Source organism: Yoonia sp. 67-2 (assembly GCF_035117555.1).
In the GTDB taxonomy this organism is placed as follows: Bacteria; Pseudomonadota; Alphaproteobacteria; order Rhodobacterales; family Rhodobacteraceae; genus Yoonia.
On record NZ_JAYKPK010000014.1, the window covers coordinates 1 to 16,841 of the forward strand.

General features: G+C 56.8%; 14 protein-coding genes and 1 tRNA gene. 11 read left to right on the forward strand and 4 right to left on the reverse strand.

Annotated elements, in window-relative coordinates:
* Positions 1–533: 533 nt before the first annotated feature.
* The 9 genes from VOY09_RS17360 to VOY09_RS17400 all read left to right on the forward strand — a co-directional run bounded on the left by VOY09_RS17360 (position 534) and on the right by VOY09_RS17400 (position 10,985).
* Complete coding sequence (locus tag VOY09_RS17360; RefSeq protein WP_322895769.1) at positions 534–2,417, forward strand: site-specific DNA-methyltransferase; 1,884 nt, start codon at positions 534–536, stop codon at positions 2,415–2,417.
* Positions 2,414–4,948, forward strand: a complete 2,535-nt coding sequence (locus VOY09_RS17365) for a DEAD/DEAH box helicase (protein ID WP_322895771.1) — start codon at positions 2,414–2,416, stop codon at positions 4,946–4,948. The genes VOY09_RS17360 and VOY09_RS17365 overlap by 4 nt, the downstream gene beginning before the upstream one ends.
* Before the next feature lie 1,261 nt (positions 4,949–6,209).
* Positions 6,210–6,572 (forward strand): hypothetical protein, encoded by a 363-nt coding sequence (locus VOY09_RS17370; RefSeq protein ID WP_322895773.1) that lies wholly within the window; start codon positions 6,210–6,212, stop codon positions 6,570–6,572.
* The gene (locus tag VOY09_RS17375; protein WP_322895775.1) at positions 6,554–7,060 is read left to right on the forward strand and encodes a hypothetical protein; all 507 of its coding nucleotides are present in this window, start codon (positions 6,554–6,556) and stop codon (positions 7,058–7,060) included. The genes VOY09_RS17370 and VOY09_RS17375 overlap by 19 nt, the downstream gene beginning before the upstream one ends.
* A gap of 148 nt (positions 7,061–7,208) precedes the next feature.
* Positions 7,209–7,844, forward strand: a complete 636-nt coding sequence (locus VOY09_RS17380; protein ID WP_322895777.1) for a recombinase family protein — start codon at positions 7,209–7,211, stop codon at positions 7,842–7,844.
* A 268-nt stretch (positions 7,845–8,112) separates the two neighbouring features.
* Positions 8,113–8,176: transfer RNA gene (locus VOY09_RS17385), tRNA-Ser, on the forward strand.
* Between the two features lie 144 nt (positions 8,177–8,320).
* Entirely contained in the window at positions 8,321–8,947 is a 627-nt protein-coding gene (locus VOY09_RS17390; protein ID WP_322895836.1) for a protein-L-isoaspartate O-methyltransferase, read from the forward strand.
* 58 nt (positions 8,948–9,005) lie between these two features.
* Positions 9,006–10,379: a TolC family outer membrane protein gene (locus VOY09_RS17395; protein ID WP_322895779.1), complete on the forward strand. Its 1,374-nt coding sequence runs from the start codon at positions 9,006–9,008 to the stop codon at positions 10,377–10,379.
* 69 nt (positions 10,380–10,448) lie between these two features.
* Positions 10,449–10,985, forward strand: a complete 537-nt coding sequence (locus VOY09_RS17400) for a hypothetical protein (RefSeq protein ID WP_322895781.1) — start codon at positions 10,449–10,451, stop codon at positions 10,983–10,985.
* Here the strand turns inward: VOY09_RS17400 and VOY09_RS17405 are convergent.
* Positions 10,951–12,435, reverse strand: a complete 1,485-nt coding sequence (locus tag VOY09_RS17405; protein WP_322895783.1) for a cobyric acid synthase — start codon at positions 12,433–12,435, stop codon at positions 10,951–10,953. The two genes, VOY09_RS17400 and VOY09_RS17405, sit on opposite strands and share 35 nt — an antisense overlap.
* Before the next feature lie 72 nt (positions 12,436–12,507).
* A complete protein-coding gene (locus tag VOY09_RS17410; RefSeq protein ID WP_322895785.1) occupies positions 12,508–12,831 on the reverse strand; it encodes a DUF6280 family protein in 324 nt (107 codons plus the stop codon).
* 219 nt (positions 12,832–13,050) lie between these two features.
* Between VOY09_RS17410 and efp the strand changes: the two genes are divergently transcribed.
* Positions 13,051–13,614 carry an elongation factor P gene (gene efp, locus VOY09_RS17415; protein WP_322895787.1) on the forward strand — a complete coding sequence of 188 codons (564 nt, stop codon included), beginning with the start codon at positions 13,051–13,053 and terminating at the stop codon, positions 13,612–13,614.
* Positions 13,615–13,685: 71 nt separating this feature from the next.
* Here efp and VOY09_RS17420 read toward each other — a convergent pair whose 3' ends face one another.
* Positions 13,686–14,420 (reverse strand): folate-binding protein, encoded by a 735-nt coding sequence (locus tag VOY09_RS17420; protein WP_322895788.1) that lies wholly within the window; start codon positions 14,418–14,420, stop codon positions 13,686–13,688.
* 121 nt (positions 14,421–14,541) lie between these two features.
* Here VOY09_RS17420 and VOY09_RS17425 point away from each other — a divergent pair, with 121 nt between their 5' ends.
* A complete protein-coding gene (locus VOY09_RS17425) occupies positions 14,542–15,717 on the forward strand; it encodes a pyridoxal-phosphate-dependent aminotransferase family protein (RefSeq protein ID WP_322895789.1) in 1,176 nt (391 codons plus the stop codon).
* Here the strand turns inward: VOY09_RS17425 and VOY09_RS17430 are convergent.
* Positions 15,714–16,820 (reverse strand): pyridoxal phosphate-dependent aminotransferase, encoded by a 1,107-nt coding sequence (locus VOY09_RS17430; protein ID WP_322895791.1) that lies wholly within the window; start codon positions 16,818–16,820, stop codon positions 15,714–15,716. The two genes, VOY09_RS17425 and VOY09_RS17430, sit on opposite strands and share 4 nt — an antisense overlap.
* Between the last annotated feature and the right edge of the window lie 21 nt (positions 16,821–16,841).

A 16,841-nucleotide genomic window follows, 5' to 3' on the forward strand; every position in this document is an offset into this window, starting at 1 on the left:
ACGTCACGATGGGCTTCTGTTCAAGATGAAGTTCGCCGCAAATTTTCTGATTATGATGGCAGATGATTCAAACGAAACATTCGTAAATTCATGTTGGGCGAATTTCTGCAGTTCGCCCATTTTACCCTGATTGGCAGCTTCAAACTACCACGTTGCCAAGCAGGCTGATGTCAATCCCGCAGCTTTCTGGGCGACTTTGCTACCTGTCGCCATATGATGCTGCAATGTTTCTTACAATTTCACAGCTACCTCACAGGTCTGGCTCAACATCGGGATGCTCTGCCGCGAGAGTATTTCAGCAGGCAGAAGCCAGCATTTGGCTAAGGTCTATGTTATCTGCTTCCTTCTTTTGCCGTGTGACGATGGGAAGGGTGATGTAGATGTAGTTGATCTCATCGCGGTGGTAAGCCCTAAGGGGGAAGGCTGGCAGAGCGGCCCGGTGCAGAACCAGCTGCACTGATGCAAGATGGCATTTCCCAAACCGCCCAATGCGGTTACACCCTACATAGACCACAAGAGGATGTTCCGACCAGATGACCAGCAAGTATGAAAGCCTGACCCATGCCCAACTGGTCGAACTGCTTGAAAAGCGTGATCGTACCAAGAAGCTAGGGCTAGTATGGGAGCGGGATGAGATCGCGGCGGATGCTGCGGTCGATGAAAATTTTGTGGCCTGCGAGATCGTGCCAAACCTGTCGGACAAGGCCGCACCGTGGGGCAATATTGTGATTGAGGGGGACAATTTCGATGCCCTTCGTTGGCTGCGAATGACCCATGCAGGGGCGGTGAAGTGCATCTACATCGATCCGCCCTACAACACCGGCAACAAGGACTGGGTGTATAACGATGCCTATGTGGATAAGGAAGATCGCTACCGGCACTCGACTTGGCTAGAGTTCTTGTATCGCCGCCTGACACTGGCCCGTGACCTACTGGCCGAGGACGGGGTGCTTTTGGTTTCGATCAATGATGACCAGCGGGCCAAACTTGAATTGATGATGGACGAAGCATTGCCAGGGATGCGGGTGGGATCGTTTGCATGGCGGACACGAACTGGTGGCAACGACACCAAGGGTTCGTTCCTGTCTGAAAATCATGAACATGTTCTGGTTTATGCAAAGAAAAACTTCAAGTTTGGCGGGTATGAAAAGACGTTCGAAAAATACGTTTTCTGGGATGAATCCAAAAAAGACCATTTTCGCCTGAGCGACATAAGCCAGCCGAAAGATATGACCGAACGTTTGAATGGGTTTTACGCGATGTATGACCCTAATGCCGATGTATACTATCCAGCAAATCCTCAAAGGGTCTGGCCTTCTCCATTCCCAAAGGGGACAAAATATCGGGCAGAAGATTACCCCGACATCATGCCCGTTTTTCCACCAGATGCTGGAACCAAGGGCATTCTTCCGCCGAAAGATCAGATCGGTCAGTGGATCAAGCAGGGGCGAATTGTGTTCCCACTAGAGCAGCGGATTACCGTTTGGAATACTCGGGATGAATTGATCGCCGCGATTGAAATGTCGGACGTGCCAATGGCGAAGAAAACTAAGAAAATTTGGCACGACATGCCATTTCTGGACTTTTGGATAGGGAAGAAAGTCGGTTTTGGAATTCCGCAATGGGTTCGTTACAAGCGTGAATTGAAGAACTCCACGCAGCCAGTATCATCGTGGATTACGCCGCAGTCTGAAGCCGCAACATTACCCGTTTCAGAAGCGGGTGAGTCTCCCTCTAATCTTTTGATCGGCATGAACCAAGAAGGTACAACGGAGGTTCAAGACATCTTCGGCTACAAGGCTTTCACCTATACTAAACCTGTATCGCTCATTCGTGAACTGGTTCGGCAAGCAAGCGGTGAAGGCGATCTGGTATTGGACTTCTTCGCGGGGTCGGCCACGACTGCCCAAGCCGTGATGGAGCTGAACGCCGGAGAAGGAACGGACCGTAGGTTTATCTTGGTGTCATCAACCGAGGCCACCAAGGATGGCCCATCCAAGAATTTATGTAGGGATGTCACGGCTGAACGCATCCGACGGCTGAACGCATCAACCGACCCAAAATACGATGGGTTGGTGGCCGGTTTTGCCTATTTGAGAACCAAGGAAATCAAGTTTGAAGACTTGGACTACGACTTGCTTCCCGCCGATGCCTGGACCGCTCTGGAAGCCCTGCACGGTCTGCCACTGACTTTGCATAACCCATCGCGATCTTGGAACGTTCACGAAACCGATGCCGTGACGCTGGTGTTGGCGGATCGGTTCGATCCGGCCCTGATCGAATGGCTCCGGCCCCGTGACCGGCAGAACTTGTTTGTCTATGCATGGGCACCGGGGCAGATCGTTGCCGCCCTGGAAGGGTTGCATATCGAAGTTCTTCCCGTTCGGGAAACCTTGGTGCGAAAGTATCAGCAATGACTGATGTTCGCCTTTCCCTCGCGAAGTATCAGAGCCTTGCCGTAACCGACTTGATCGGCGTGATCGAACGCGTTGCCAGATATCATGATGAACAGCCGGGGCAACGGCAGCAGATCGGATTAAGGGCCGGTGCAGCCCTGTTGCAAAGCCCTACCGGGTCCGGGAAGACCCTGATCCTAGGGCGGGTGCTGGAGGGGCTAAGGGGCCGCCTGACGCGGCCTGTGGTGTGGTTCTGGTTCGCACCCTATGCCGGTTTGGTGGCCCAGACCCGTGATGCTCTGGTCGAGCAATGCGGGTCGTTGCGGGTGCGGGATGTTGCAACGGATCGAGAGCCGGTGGGCACTCGCGATGGTGATGTGTTCATCCAGACATGGGCCACGGTTGCAGCCAGCAACAAGGAAGCCCGGAAGGTGCGACGGGATTCCGAGTCTGCCCTGTCGTTCGATGCTTTGATTGGGGCATTGCGGTCGCAGGGGTTCTTCGTTGGCGTTGTTATCGATGAAGCACATCTGAATTTCGGGGCTTCGGCCTCGGTGGCAGCCGAATTTTACCTGAACACGATTCAACCTGATTTCACCATTCTGGCTACGGCCACGCCAAGTGATGAAAAGCTGGAAGCGTTCGAGGCCAAGGCAGGGATCGTGGTCAGCAACCGGATCGTGGTTCCAAGGGGCGAGGTGGTTCTGGCCGGGTTGAACAAGGCTGGGCTTATGTTGGGGGTGATCCGGTTCAAGGAAGGCGATCAGGAGTTGATCGATCACGAGCAGGCCACCCTGACTGCTGGATGGACACAGCACCTGCGGATACGGGAACGGCTTGTTGAACGCGGCATTTCAGTTTCGCCGTTAATGCTTGTTCAGGTCGAAGATCAGGCATCGGGCGGAACTGACCCAGTGGCCCGTGTTCGTGATAAACTGAAAGAGATCGGGGTGCCCGCGACGGCAATCGCCACGCATACATCAGGCGAGCCAGACCCGGATTTCCACACATTAGCATATGACCCTGACAAGGCTGTGCTGATCTTCAAGGTGGCGGTGGCAACAGGGTTCGATGCCCCCCGTGCATGGACGTTGGTGTCGGTGCGACCAAACCGGGGCAAGGATTTCGGTTTGCAGATCGTCGGGCGGATTATGCGTGTTCATCCGGCGGTGCGACCCACGCATGGGCAGGATACGCTTCTCGACAGGGGGTATGTGTTCCTTACGGACCCAGATATGCAGGCTGGTTTAAGTGCGGCAGTGGACGAATTGAAGGCCGTTCAGCGAAGCATCGAACTCATCACAGACAGCCTTGATGTAATTCAGTTCAGCCCGCCAACCATGCCGTTGGCTTCAACTATCGTGCAATCGCCCGAGTTTGTTTACAAGCCCCCGGCCACCGATGCCGAACGTCAGGAACGTCTTGGCAACCTAATTGATACTGGGCTGGTCAAGGACACGGTGAAAGACCTGCCAGCTGCGGATCAGGATCGAGCTATCGAATCCGGCGAGGCATACCAGCAGATGTTGCAAACGCCGCTGTTTGGAAACCTACCTGAAGAACGGAAACCCGGATCAACCGAAACCGCGAGCAGCAAGCCGAAGCTCAGGCCATATCCTTTGCGGCAACATCTTGGGGTGCCCAAAGCTTTACTGCGGGAACTGCCCCCTGATCCCATGAAGATGAATGATCTGGTTGATGATATCGCAAGGGAATTTGTTGCGAAATCTTCCATCGTAAGCCTTCTGCAACGCAGACTGACCAAAGCTCACCTAGACCTGAAAGACCTGTTCGATGCAGCGATGACCGAAACCATTGATCTGCGGCTGCGGTTGTCGAACGCCCGAATTGCAGAACGTGCCCAATTGGCATTCACGTTCAATGACTCGATTGATCCACGACTATTGAAACAAGCCATCATCAGAGAGTTGAGGATAAGGGTCGATAACGATGGGATCGACGCGGATGATCGGGACATGCGAAGGGCTTTGGACGTCGCAGGTATGGCCGAGCCAGAAAAGCTGAAAGAAGCGATCAAGGCCGTCCAAGGACGCAGTGTTAGCGTGGTAGCGGATACTGATATACCACAATCATACTTTGGGCCGGACAGTCTTCAACCCGCCACCAAGTCCGCCTACGGCGTGTTCCCAGATCGCCTCAATCAGGAGGAACGCAGTTTTGCCGAGTTCTTGGACGCGGACACGACCGGCACGGTAAAATGGTGGCTGCGGAACCCGGAAAACGAAACATGGGCAACCCGTTTGGTGCTTCCGTCTGGTCACCGGTTCTTCCCGGACTTCGTCGTCGGTGTTTCTGGCAGAGCCACCCCCGACAGCATTGCACTGGTCGAAATAAAGGATGATGGCGTAACGGGTCGGCTGCAGTCGGACAACAATATCGAGAAGATTAGGGTCCAGCACCGGGATTATCGCAATGTTTTCTGGACCTATCGAACGGACGGAACATGGGCACGTGCCCAGTATGCCGAGGGCTTGCATCGGATTGTGCCGAAGGACCGGTTCGATATCACCGAGTTGGTGTATCTGACATAGCAACCCGTTTGGGGGCCGCTGCTCAGCTTGGAAACGGTAAAAATCGTGAAAGGTCTGCCGAAGCTCTATATCTAATGCCGAAACATATACCTTTGTTTTATGAAATTACACCAAAAGATATGTAGAAAAGAGTTGCCAACAAATTTAACCTGAATACGGCAATATTTTTGTCGATCGACCGTGCAAACAGTCTGCATAAAAATTAGATCCGATGGAAAGGAGATCAGGGAGCAAAGTCGAAGCTATGCTTGGGGTGAACATAGAATTAAGAACTTCGGAGATCTTGGGGAAATGAATAAAATTATTGCTGAAAAGAATAATAATATTAAGTCATGTGCGGAACTAATGCAAAATATCAATTTTCTTCGGTTGTATTTTGTAAGGTCGTGTAATCAAGTTTTTCGATTGCCGATGATAATAGCTGTATCGTTGACGCCGAGTTTAAGCCTTGCGGACGATATGTCTGATTTTGCAAATGCTCTAAACAAGAACTTGGAGATGAACGGCTATGCTGTCAAGGTGAATAGCAGTGATTGCCGTTCAATGTTGGGTAACATTTACTGTTTTGTCAAGGGTGTGCGGAACATAAACCAAATTGGGTTATTTTCAAATCCGAGTAGGATATGTTTTGACAATTTCGATGGGTTCAATGTGGGGTATCTGGTTAGCAATGGTACCAACATACGATCCGACTGCGACGATTACTAGTTAAGTGATCCGTCCGCGGCTTCCGGAATGCTATAGTGCGTGATCAAAATGCGTTGCTACAGATATGACCTGTCGCCGAAGGACTTAGCAAATATGTGGCTTGAGCGTTAAAGAATAACTTGCAAACGATGTCACTGTGTTGACACCGTTGTCATGCAGTATGCTGAATAAAATTTTTTTCCACTAAATGGGTCGAAGAGCGGCAATCCGTAAACAAAACGATGGCTTTGGCATCGCTAACCATGTGCATCGCTATGCGAGCGGAACCATAGGATATCTACACTAGCTGATTGACCTGTGATGCAATATCTTCACCATGGGCCTTGAAACGATAAAAATCGTGAAAGGTCTGCCGAAGCTCTATATCTTAAAGTCATGTGAAGCATTCTATTTGGATAGTAGCGTCACTAAAATGCCGAATCGCGATCTAGATTTAGTTGCTTGCGGCACATGCAACGTAATACATGTCTGTATTGAAGCCTGCCTCGCACGCCAACTAGGCCACGCCGTCATACGGCGTGGTTCTTTCCATTAATTCACAAAGGGGACGAACATGATCCGACGCACACTGGCCACTGCTGCGGCTATCATGATCTGTTCTGTTGCACTTGCAGACACGCCTTTTGAAGAGGTTTATCTGCCCCTGAAGGCTGACCCTGCCACATGGGACTGCCAGAACATCGGCTTTGAAGGTGGTGCAGTCGCCATCGAGGGAAATTGGCTGATCGATGTCGAAAACGCCTGTGAGCTGACCAACCCAACCGATGTTCGCGGCATGAACGCAATCCTGTATGATGGTCAGTGTGCAGCCGAAGGCGAGGAATATGTGGAACGCATCATGCTGATGGAACAAGCCCATGGTGGGGTGTTTGTGATCCGTGATGCATCGGTCGATCTGTGGAAGCCCTGCCGATGATGCTAGTCCGTGCAGGTGTGTTCATCGTCGCCGCTGGGCTTGCCAATGTAGCAGCCGCTTCCTGCACTGATGAACCCTTTCTGACCTGCACCACCGGCAGCAAAACTCTGTCGCTGTGCCTTGGTGATGGAACGGCCACATACACCTTTGGACCAGCAGGGAATCCAGAAATGGTGATGACCCGCCCGATCCGCGAAGTGGACTATGTGGCTTGGAGTGGGTTTGGGCGGTATCCGACAAATCAAGTCGTCTTTCGCAATCATTCCTACGGCTACGTAATCACCAGCGGCTATGATCGGCACGAAGATGGTGAATGCCCCTATGAAGTCGCGATCTTGGTAGAACGCGATGACCGTATTGTCGCCCACCTATCGTGCCGGGAAACGTTCAATGCGAATCCGCTGACCCCGATCTGGCGAGCCAAGGAAGCTGCGGGCCAATGTTGGAAGATTGAAACCCGCGACTGGCATGATGATTGTGAAGAATGATTTCTGCACTGCGGCGACCGCAAGGGTATACCTCAACAAGTCACTGAATACCTGGCAAAAACCTTGTGACTTTGTTGTCCGTTAGACTTGTTTTGCATCTACGGACAACTTATTTGTGGACTCCACCTTAACGGACACAGGAGGCCACATGGCACACACGATTCTTTACGCCAGGGTATCGACCGCCGACCAAACGCTGGATCATCAACAGACCCAAGCAGAACGGGCGGGTTTCAAGATCGATGAAGTCATTGCCGATCACGGCGTGTCAGGCATCAGCACCCGGCTGAAGGATCGTACTGAAGGCAAGCGGCTCTACGACAAGCTGCGGGCTGGTGACGTGCTGGTAGTTCGCTGGGTGGATCGACTTGGCCGCAACTATGCCGATGTAACCGAAACCATCCGCGACTTTATGAAACGTGGGGTGATCATTCGCACGGTGATCAACAACATGACATTTGATGGGGCCACCAGCGATCCCATGCAGATGGCAGTGCGAGATGCATTGATCGGATTCATGGCCGCATCTGCACAGGCACAAGCTGAAGCCACAAAGGACGCACAACGGGCCGGAATTGAACACGCTAAAGCCGCTGGGCAGAAGTATCGTGGCCGGAAGCCCAGCTACACCCGCGAGCAGGTGACAACGGTGCAGCACATGCTGGCCACCTCGCAGAACATTTCAGCCATCGCTGCCACCACCCATTTGTCGCGTCAAGCCGTGCTTCGGATCAAGGCGGACCCAAAGAACGCTATCGCTGTGCTCGAACGGTGGGCAGCTTGACCATCAGGTCGGCTGTTTCGCCATATGTTGCACGCGGCGGCAGAACCAGATCACGCGGGGACATAAACCCTACGCGACCGCCGCCAGCACATCACCAGACCTGTCCTTGGCACCGATATTTTCTGAATTTGGTGCAATAGCGGTGCAATAAATCGACAGAAACAGCTACGACTTTCCTTGGGTTTTCGTGATGCTTGTCGGCAGGGGTTAGTTTAAATTATTGAAGAACAAGGTATTTTTCCCGCCCGCCAGCAGCTTGTCAACCACGGGCGAATGGGCGAAATTGGATTGCAAATCCGTGTAGACCGGTTCGATTCCGGTACTCGCCTCCAGCACTCCCCCGATACGCAAAACTCCGCGACTGGCACCTGATCGCGCGATCAACCGTTGCCGCCTTGTGCCGAATATGCCATCAAGCGGTAACGCTACTAAACGAAAGAGTTTAGATTTTGACCGACTTTACCACACGCCGCACGATGATGGTCGACACCCAGGTCCGCCCATCCGATGTCACCCGTTTTCCGATCATTGACGCGATGCTGACGATCCCGCGTGAGGATTTCGTGCCCGATGCTTTGCGCGAGGCGGCCTATGTCGGCGAAAACCTAGATATCGGCAAAGGCCGCATCCTGCTGGAGCCGCGCACTTTGGCCAAAATGCTGGAACTGGCAGATGTTCAGCCCGGTTTTGTCGCGCTCGATATCGGCTGTGGCCTTGGCTATTCGACCGCAGTTCTGGCCAGCCTGTGCGATTTCGTCGTGGCGGTCGAGGATGACGAAACCCGCGCGGACGAGGCACAAAGCCTGCTGTCAGGGCATGGGATCGACAATGCCGCCGTGATGGCCGGGCCATTGATGGCCGGGTCCGCCAAATCAGGACCTTTTGATCTGATCATGATTCAGGGTGCCGTTGAACAATTGCCCGATGATCTGCTGGCGCAATTGCGCGAAGGTGGCCGGATCGTCTGTGTCTTTGCCGAAGCGGCGCTGGGCGTCGTGCGGGTCGGTCACAAGATCGACGGTGTGGTCAACTGGCGCTACGGTTTCAACGCAGGCGCGCCGGTGCTGGACGGGTTCCGTCGGCCTGCGGCCTTTGCGCTTTAACTCATTTGCGCCGCCTGCGATGGGCGGGGCTGACAATTAATTCACCGAGGTCACGAGAATGTTCAAACGCAGCGCAATGGCCGGATTGGCAATGATGATGGCAGTGGCGGCGGCCCCGGTTGCCAAGGCCGAAACGCTGGCCGATGCGCTGGTCGCAGCCTATAGCAATTCGGGTCTGCTGGATCAGAACCGCGCCTTGTTGCGGGCTGCGGATGAAGGTGTTGCGCAATCGGTCGCAGCGACTTTGCCGGTGATCAACTGGTCGATTTCTACCAGCCGCAGCTTTAACAGTGCCGCCACCCCGCCGATGTCGCGTACGACCAATTCGACCACTGCGCGCGTGGCAGGATCGCTTGCCATCTATGATGGCGGCGCGAATCGGCTGGCGATCGAAGGTCAGAAAGAACTGGTGCTCAGCACCCGCCAATCTTTGCGCAGCGTCGAACAGGAAGTGCTGTTGCGCGCGGTGCAGGCCTATATGAACGTGCGCCGCGAACGTGAATTCGTCCAGTTGCGCCAGAACAACCTGCGTCTGATCACGCAGGAATTGCAGGCCGCCCGTGACCGTTTCGAAGTCGGCGAGGTGACCCGCACCGACGTATCCTTGGCCGAGGCACGGCTTGCCGCATCGCAAAGTCTGCTGGCCGCGGCACAGGGCAGCCTGACCCAGGCGATCGAAGAATATCGCGCCGCTGTCGGCGCCGCCCCCAGCGGGCCGGGCACGGCAAGCCCCGCGCCGGTGTCGCAATCGCTGGAAGAAGCCAAGGCCTTTGCCGTGCGCAACCACCCGGACGTGCTGGAATCACAGCATTCCGTCGCCGCCGCCGAACTGAACATCCAGCGTGGTGAAGCTGCGCTGCGGCCGAACCTGTCGCTGGAAACCTCGGTCGGCGTTAACGGCGATTTCGACGAAAGCGCGCAGATCGGCCTGACACTTGGCGGCCCGATCTATAGCGGTGGCGCAATTTCCAGCCAGATTCGGCAATTGCAGGCGAACCGTGACGCCGCGCGCTCCGGTCTGCATCTGACCCGCATCGGCGTAGAACAGGCGGTCGGCAATGCCTATGCCGCATTGCAGGTTGCCAGCGCCTCTTCCAGCGCATCGCAGCAGCAGATCAGCGCCGCGCAGATTGCCTTCGAAGGTGTCCGTGAAGAAGCGACACTGGGCGCGCGCACCACGCTTGATGTGCTGAATGCCGAACAGGAATTGCTGGATGCGCAAGCCAACCGGATCGCCGCAGAGGTGGACGAGGTCATCGCCTCCTACGCCGTGCTGTCCGCGATGGGCCTGCTGACCGCCGATCATCTGCGTCTGCCGGTGCAGCAATATGACGTGAACGCCTATTACAATCTGGTCCAAAGCGCGCCGACGGCAAGCTCTGCCCAAGGGCAGGCGCTGGACCGTGTGCTGGAGGCTTTGGGTCGCGAATAATCAATCGGTTATCATCAAAGTTCAGCTGAATGACGATTTTTCCACCGATTGCAGGAACGAGGTAGAGGCATGTCCGACATGACGCCGTCCAACAAAGTCGACGATCTGGTCGCCTCTGTGCGTCACCTTGTTGCCAATGAACCCAATGGCACGTCACGCAAGATGCCATCGCTCGACCGGCTGTTGCTGACACCTGCCTTACGAGTTGACGGACCAAAACAGGATGATACCGCCGATCCGGAAACGACTCGCACTGTCGCTGCGGCGCATCCGTCTGACGTTGATGACAACAGCGCCGACACTGACCTCGCCACAGATGCGGATATCGCCGATCTCGCCGCTTTGGACGGCGCGGAAACCTCAAGGTCACCTGCCGATGATCCGGCACCAGATGCAACGGCGACCGATCTTGAAACACAGATCATTGCCGATGTTGTGACGCAGGATATTCCGGGCCAGTTCGGTGATGCGGCCCTGCGCGATGCCGTCCTGCAGGTCCTGCACGAAGAACTGGCGGGCGAGATGGGTGAACGGATTACCCGCAATGTGCGCAAACTGGTCCGGCGCGAAATCAACCGGGTGCTTGCCTCGCGCGAGTTTGACTGACCACAGGTCCGGCCAGCGCCAAGAGCGCGTCAATATCCAGATATTGTTCCAGATGATCGGCCAGCGCGTCCAGCGTCGCCTCGACCTGCGCGCCGTAGTCGTAATGGCTGACGGGTCTGCCAAGCTGCGCAAAAAACGCGCTGCGGAACGCATCGGCGCGGAACAGACCATGCAGATAACAGCCCATCACCCGCCCATCGGGTGACGCCGCCCCTTCGCCGCGCCCATCGAGTGACAGCCAGGCGCGCGCGCAATCGGGGCCTGTGGTGTCGCCCATATGAATTTCATAGCCGCTGACCGGATCACCGCTGGCCAGATAGATCGCCTCCGACAAGGCGAGCCGTTTCTGCGGCTGCATCACCGTGGTCACATCCAGATGGCCAAGCCCCGCCACATGACTCGGCGCGCCTTCGATCCCGTCAGGGTCAGCGATGCTTTGGCCCAGCATCTGATAACCGCCGCAGATCCCCAGCACATGCCCGCCGCGCCGGATATGCGCCGCCAGATCAATATCCCAGCCCTGCGCGCGCAAATGCGCCAGATCCGCGATGGTGGATTTCGATCCCGGCAGGATCACCAGATCGGCATCTGCGGGCAGGGGGCGGCCTGCTTCGATAATCTGCACACTGACGCCCGGCGTGCCCGACAACGGATCAAGATCATCGAAATTCGCGATCCGGTTCAGCCGTGGCACCGCGATCTTTATGTCACCACCATCACGACTTTGGATATCCATCACATCCTCTGCCGGCAATTTCCACGCATCGGCAAACCACGGGACAATGCCCAAAGGGGTCCATCCAGTCCGCGCGCCGATCATCGCCATCCCTTCGGCAAAAAGCGTCGGATCACCGCGAAATTTATTGATCGCATAGGCTTTGATCAGCGCGCGATCATCATCCGGTAGCACCGCATGGGTGCCGACCATCTGCGCGATCACCCCGCCCCGGTCGATATCGCCAATCAGCACGACAGGAACCTGTGCCGCAGCGGCAAAGCCCATATTGGCAATGTCACCGGCGCGCAGGTTCACCTCTGCCGGGCTGCCGGCACCTTCGATAATGATCAGATCACGCCCCTGTGCCAGCCGGTAAAAACTGTCCAGCACCGCAGGCAAGAGCGTCGCTTTATGCTTGCCATAATCGCGCGCCTTCAACGTGCCGGTGCGTTTACCCTGCACGATCACCTGCGCGCCGATATCCGTTTCGGGTTTCAGCAACACCGGGTTCATGTCGATGACCGGGTCCAAGCCACAGGCTAAGGCCTGCAAGGCCTGCGCGCGGCCAATCTCGCCACCATCCGCCGTCACCGCAGCATTGTTGGACATATTCTGCGGCTTGAATGGCGCGACCGACAGGCCACGGCGGACGCAGGCGCGGGCAATCCCCGCCACCAGCATGGATTTGCCGACATTGGACCCGGCGCCTTGGATCATGATCGCTTTGGTCATCGCGTCCCCATCAACGAAATACGCGGCCCCATGGGACCGCGCATTTTCAGACCGTCAAGATCGGTGCGGCTTTCAGGCGGCGCGCGATTCCAGTTCGGCTGCGTTGCGACGTTCGCTTTCTTCGCGCGACAAAGCAACCGAGGTGCGGATGCCTTTGCCCACAAATTCCATCAGGCCATTGACCACACGTTCGTTCGGGTCGATGCCTGCACAGGACAAGACTTCACGGCCATCCCGCGACCGCGCCCAGCGGGCGATCTGTTCGGGACCATTGCCGTATTTCTTGTCATCAGCGATCGCGTCATCCAGCGCAGCAAGCACAACGGCGGCAAATAACTTGCGGGCACGGTTGCCCTGTTCGTTGTTGAAGGCTGTTCCGTCGACGAAATCTCTCATTTTATGTCCTTTTTTTGTTCTTGCGGTTCGGGATGACCGCCCTTATGCACTTTCAAAAGCGATTCGGGGACCCTCTTTCGGAATGGCAGCCATGCTATTAATGCATAGCTAACGCCCCGATCCGCGGTGTTTCAGTGGCCTTGCCAGTCTATCTTCACCCCTATATAGGCGGGGATGATTGCCATACAAGTCGTGGCCCCTCTTGTCATGAAGTGACCTATGCCCAAAATCAACGGTAACGAAATCCGCCCCGGCAATGTGCTGGAACATGAAGGCTCTCTCTGGGGGGCCGTGAAAGTCGACCACGTCAAGCCCGGCAAAGGCGGCGCTTTTGCGCAGGTCGAGCTGAAAAACCTCCGCGATGGCCGCAAGCTGAACGAACGCTTCCGCTCTGCCGATAAGGTCGAACGCGTGCGGCTGGACCAGAAGGATCAGCAGTTCCTGTTTGAAACGGATGGCATGCTGACCTTCATGGACAGCGAAACCTACGAACAGATCGCGCTGCCGGTCGATATCCTTGGCGACCGCCGCCCGTTCCTGCAGGACGGCATGGTCGTGCATATCGAATATCACGGCGAAGAGGCGCTGAACGTCACCTTGCCGCAAAAGGTGATCTGCAAAGTGGCCGAGACCGAACCCGTGGTCAAAGGTCAGACGGCTGCCAACAGCTTCAAACCTGCAATTTTGGATAACGGCGTGCGGATCATGATCCCGCCGTTTGTCGGCACGGATGAAGATATCGTGGTGAACACCGAATTGTTCGAATACGTCGAACGCGCCTGACATGATCCTGCGGCGCTGCGCGCCTTGGGCGCACCGCGCGGGGATATCTTTACTCGGAAGATGCGGGGGCGTTAGTTTACAATCGTCACCGTCGCGTCACCGGCCTGCATCGGGCCGGTGGCGCGGTCAAAGCGCAGATAAGCGATGGCGCGCGCGCCGCTGATCGTATGCAGCACACCGACATCCTTGCCATCTGATGTGATCGCATCGCCGGTCGCGGCATTGCCGGTCAGGCTGACCTGCGCGAGCCCTTTGCGCAATTCGGTCTTGTGCTTCATCCGCGCGACCAGTTCCTGCCCGACATAACATCCTTTGCGGAAATCGACGCCATGCAGTGCTTCGAACCCGGCTTCCAGAATATAAGTCTCCGGTGTCAGTTCGATCCCGGTTTCGGGGATCAGATGCGCCACGCGCAACGCGTCCCAATCGGTGCTGTCACTGATATCTTTATCACCATAATGCCGCCAGCCAAGGGCTGGATGGCGCGGGTCGGGCAAAGCCCCGGCTGGCGCAGCACCAGTGCCGCGTGAGACGACCAGATCGGTCTGCGCGATCTGCACATCGGCGCGGAGGCGGTACATGGTGAACCGCTGCGCCAATGTCGCGGCATGGCTTTGCGCGACATCAATGAGCAAGCGATCATCCTGCCCGATCACGAAGAAATCCGCGATGAACTTGCCCTGCGGCGTCAGCAAGGCGGCATAGACAATGCCATCCGCCGCGCGGGTGACGTCATTGGTGATCAGCCCTTGCAGGAAATCCACCCGGTCCGCGCCAGAGACAGACAGCACAATGCGTTCAGACATAGCAGATTTCCTTTTTGGTCCGGCCATGTCTGACAGATGGGGATGCGGACAGAAAGGGGCAAGGTTGACGCGGCGGCGCGCAGCGGTAATGTCCACCGGTAACCTTTCAGAAAGTCATATGATGTCTCTTGCCAATGGTCGGGCCTATCTGGCGATCCCCGGTCCCTCTGTCATGCCCGATGCGGTTCTGCGCGCGATGCACCGCGCCTCGCCAAATATCTATGAAGGCGAATTGCATGATCTGACCGCCAGCCTGATCCCTGATCTGCAAGCCGTGGCCATGACCGCCGCGAAAGTCGCGATCTACATCGGCAATGGCCATGCCGCTTGGGAAGCCTCGCTGGCCAATATCCTGTCGCGCGGCGATCGCGTGCTGGTCCTCGCAACCGGCCGGTTCTGCATCGGCTGGGGTGAGGTCGCGACCGGCCTTGGCGCACAGGTCGAAACGCTGAATTTCGGCGATGCCGCGCCCATCGATCTGGATCTTGTTGCCGCCCATCTGGCCGCCGATACCCACCACCGGATCAAGGCGGTGCTGGCGGTCCATGTTGATACCTCGACCAGCGTGAAAAATGATATCGCAGGCTTGCGCCGCGTGCTGGATGACGCCGGGCATCCGGCGCTGCTTTGCGTGGATTGCATGGCATCTTTGGGCTGTGACCGGTTTGAGATGGATGGCTGGGGTGTCGATCTGATGGTCGCGGGCTGCCAGAAGGGGCTGATGACGCCCGCAGGGATGAGTTTTGTCTGGTTCAACGCCAAGGCCGATGAAGCGCGTGGTGACTGTGTCAGCAGCTATTGGGATTGGCGCCCGCGCGCCGACCCGGAGCAATATTATCAGTATTTCTATGGCACCGCCCCCACGCATCACCTCTACGGTCTGCGCGCAGCACTGGACCTGATCAAGGCGGAAGGTCTGGACAATGTCTTTGCCCGCCATGCGACCTTGGCGCAGACGATCTGGGCTGCCTTTGACTGCTGGTCCGCTGCCGGGCCATTACATCTCAATATCGCCACAGCGGCGCAACGCTCGCATGCGGTGACCGCTGCGGTGATCGGCACGCCTTTCGGCGATGATCTGCGCCGCTGGTGCGAGCATAAATGCGGGCTGACTTTGGGAATCGGCCTTGGGCGGACCCCGACCGATGCCTATTTCCGCATCGGCCATATGGGCCATGTGAACCCGCCGATGATCCTTGGCGCGCTGGCCACCATTGATGCTGGGCTCAAGGCGCTGGACATCCCGCATGGGTCCGGCGCGCTGGAGGCCGCCACCCGCGTGATCGCCGCCGCCTAGCCGCGCGCGGCCTGCAACGCCTGCGGCAGCATCTGCGCAAAGGCCGCGATCTGATCTGCCGGGCCGCAGCTGACGCGGATGCAGCGGTCTTGCGGTGCGACGAAAGGCATCCGCACGAAAATGCCGCGCGCGACCAGTTCTGCCAGAACCTTGCGCGCGAAATCGCCCTCCTGCCCGCAGTCGATGGTGACGAAATTGGTGGCAGAAGGCAGGGCTTTCAGGCCATTCTGAGCCGCGATCTGGCCAATCTCGGCCCGGCAGGCCGCGACCTGATCGCGCACATGGGTCAGCCAGGCGCTATCCTCGAACGCCGCCAGCGCACCGGCCTGCGAGATCCGGCTGAGGCCGAAATGGTTGCGCATCTTGTGAAACCCCGCGATAATCTCCGCCGCACCGATGGAATAGCCGATCCGCGCACCGGCCATGCCATGCGCCTTGGAAAAGGTGCGCAGGCGGATCACATTCGGCGTTTCAACCGGGATATCAGCCGCGGTGCCATCGGGGGCAAGGTCGATATAGGCCTCGTCCAGTAGCAGCAGGCAATCATCGGGCAGATCGGCGATCATTCGGGTAATCACGTCCGCCTGATGCCAACTGCCCATCGGGTTGTCAGGGTTCGCGATATAAACCAGTTTCGCACCTGTTTCATGCGCCTTGGCGACGAGGGCGTCGGGGTCTTCATAATCGCCCTTGTAAGGCACTTTTTCCAACCGCCCGCCAAAGCCCGCGACATGATAATTGAAGGTCGGATAGGCCCCGTCCGAGGTGACCGCCACATCACCCGGCGCGATGTAAAGCCGGACCAGCAGGCCGAGCAGCCCGTCGATCCCTTCGCCGACAAGGATATTCTCGATTCCCACGCCATGATGCACGGCAAGTGCCTTACGCAGATCATAGCTTTCGGCATCGCCGTATTTCCACACCTCTGCCGCCGCATCCCGCATTGCAGCAATCGCGCGGGGCGAGGGGCCAAAGGCGCTTTCATTCGCCCCCAGCCGTGCCAGAAACGGCGCGCCGCGCAGGCGTTCCTGCGTTTCCGGCCCGACAAAGGGCACCGTTTCGGGGAGAGAGGCAGCAAGCTTGGTCACTTTGGGGTGAGGCATGGATTTGACTCTTATGCGCTC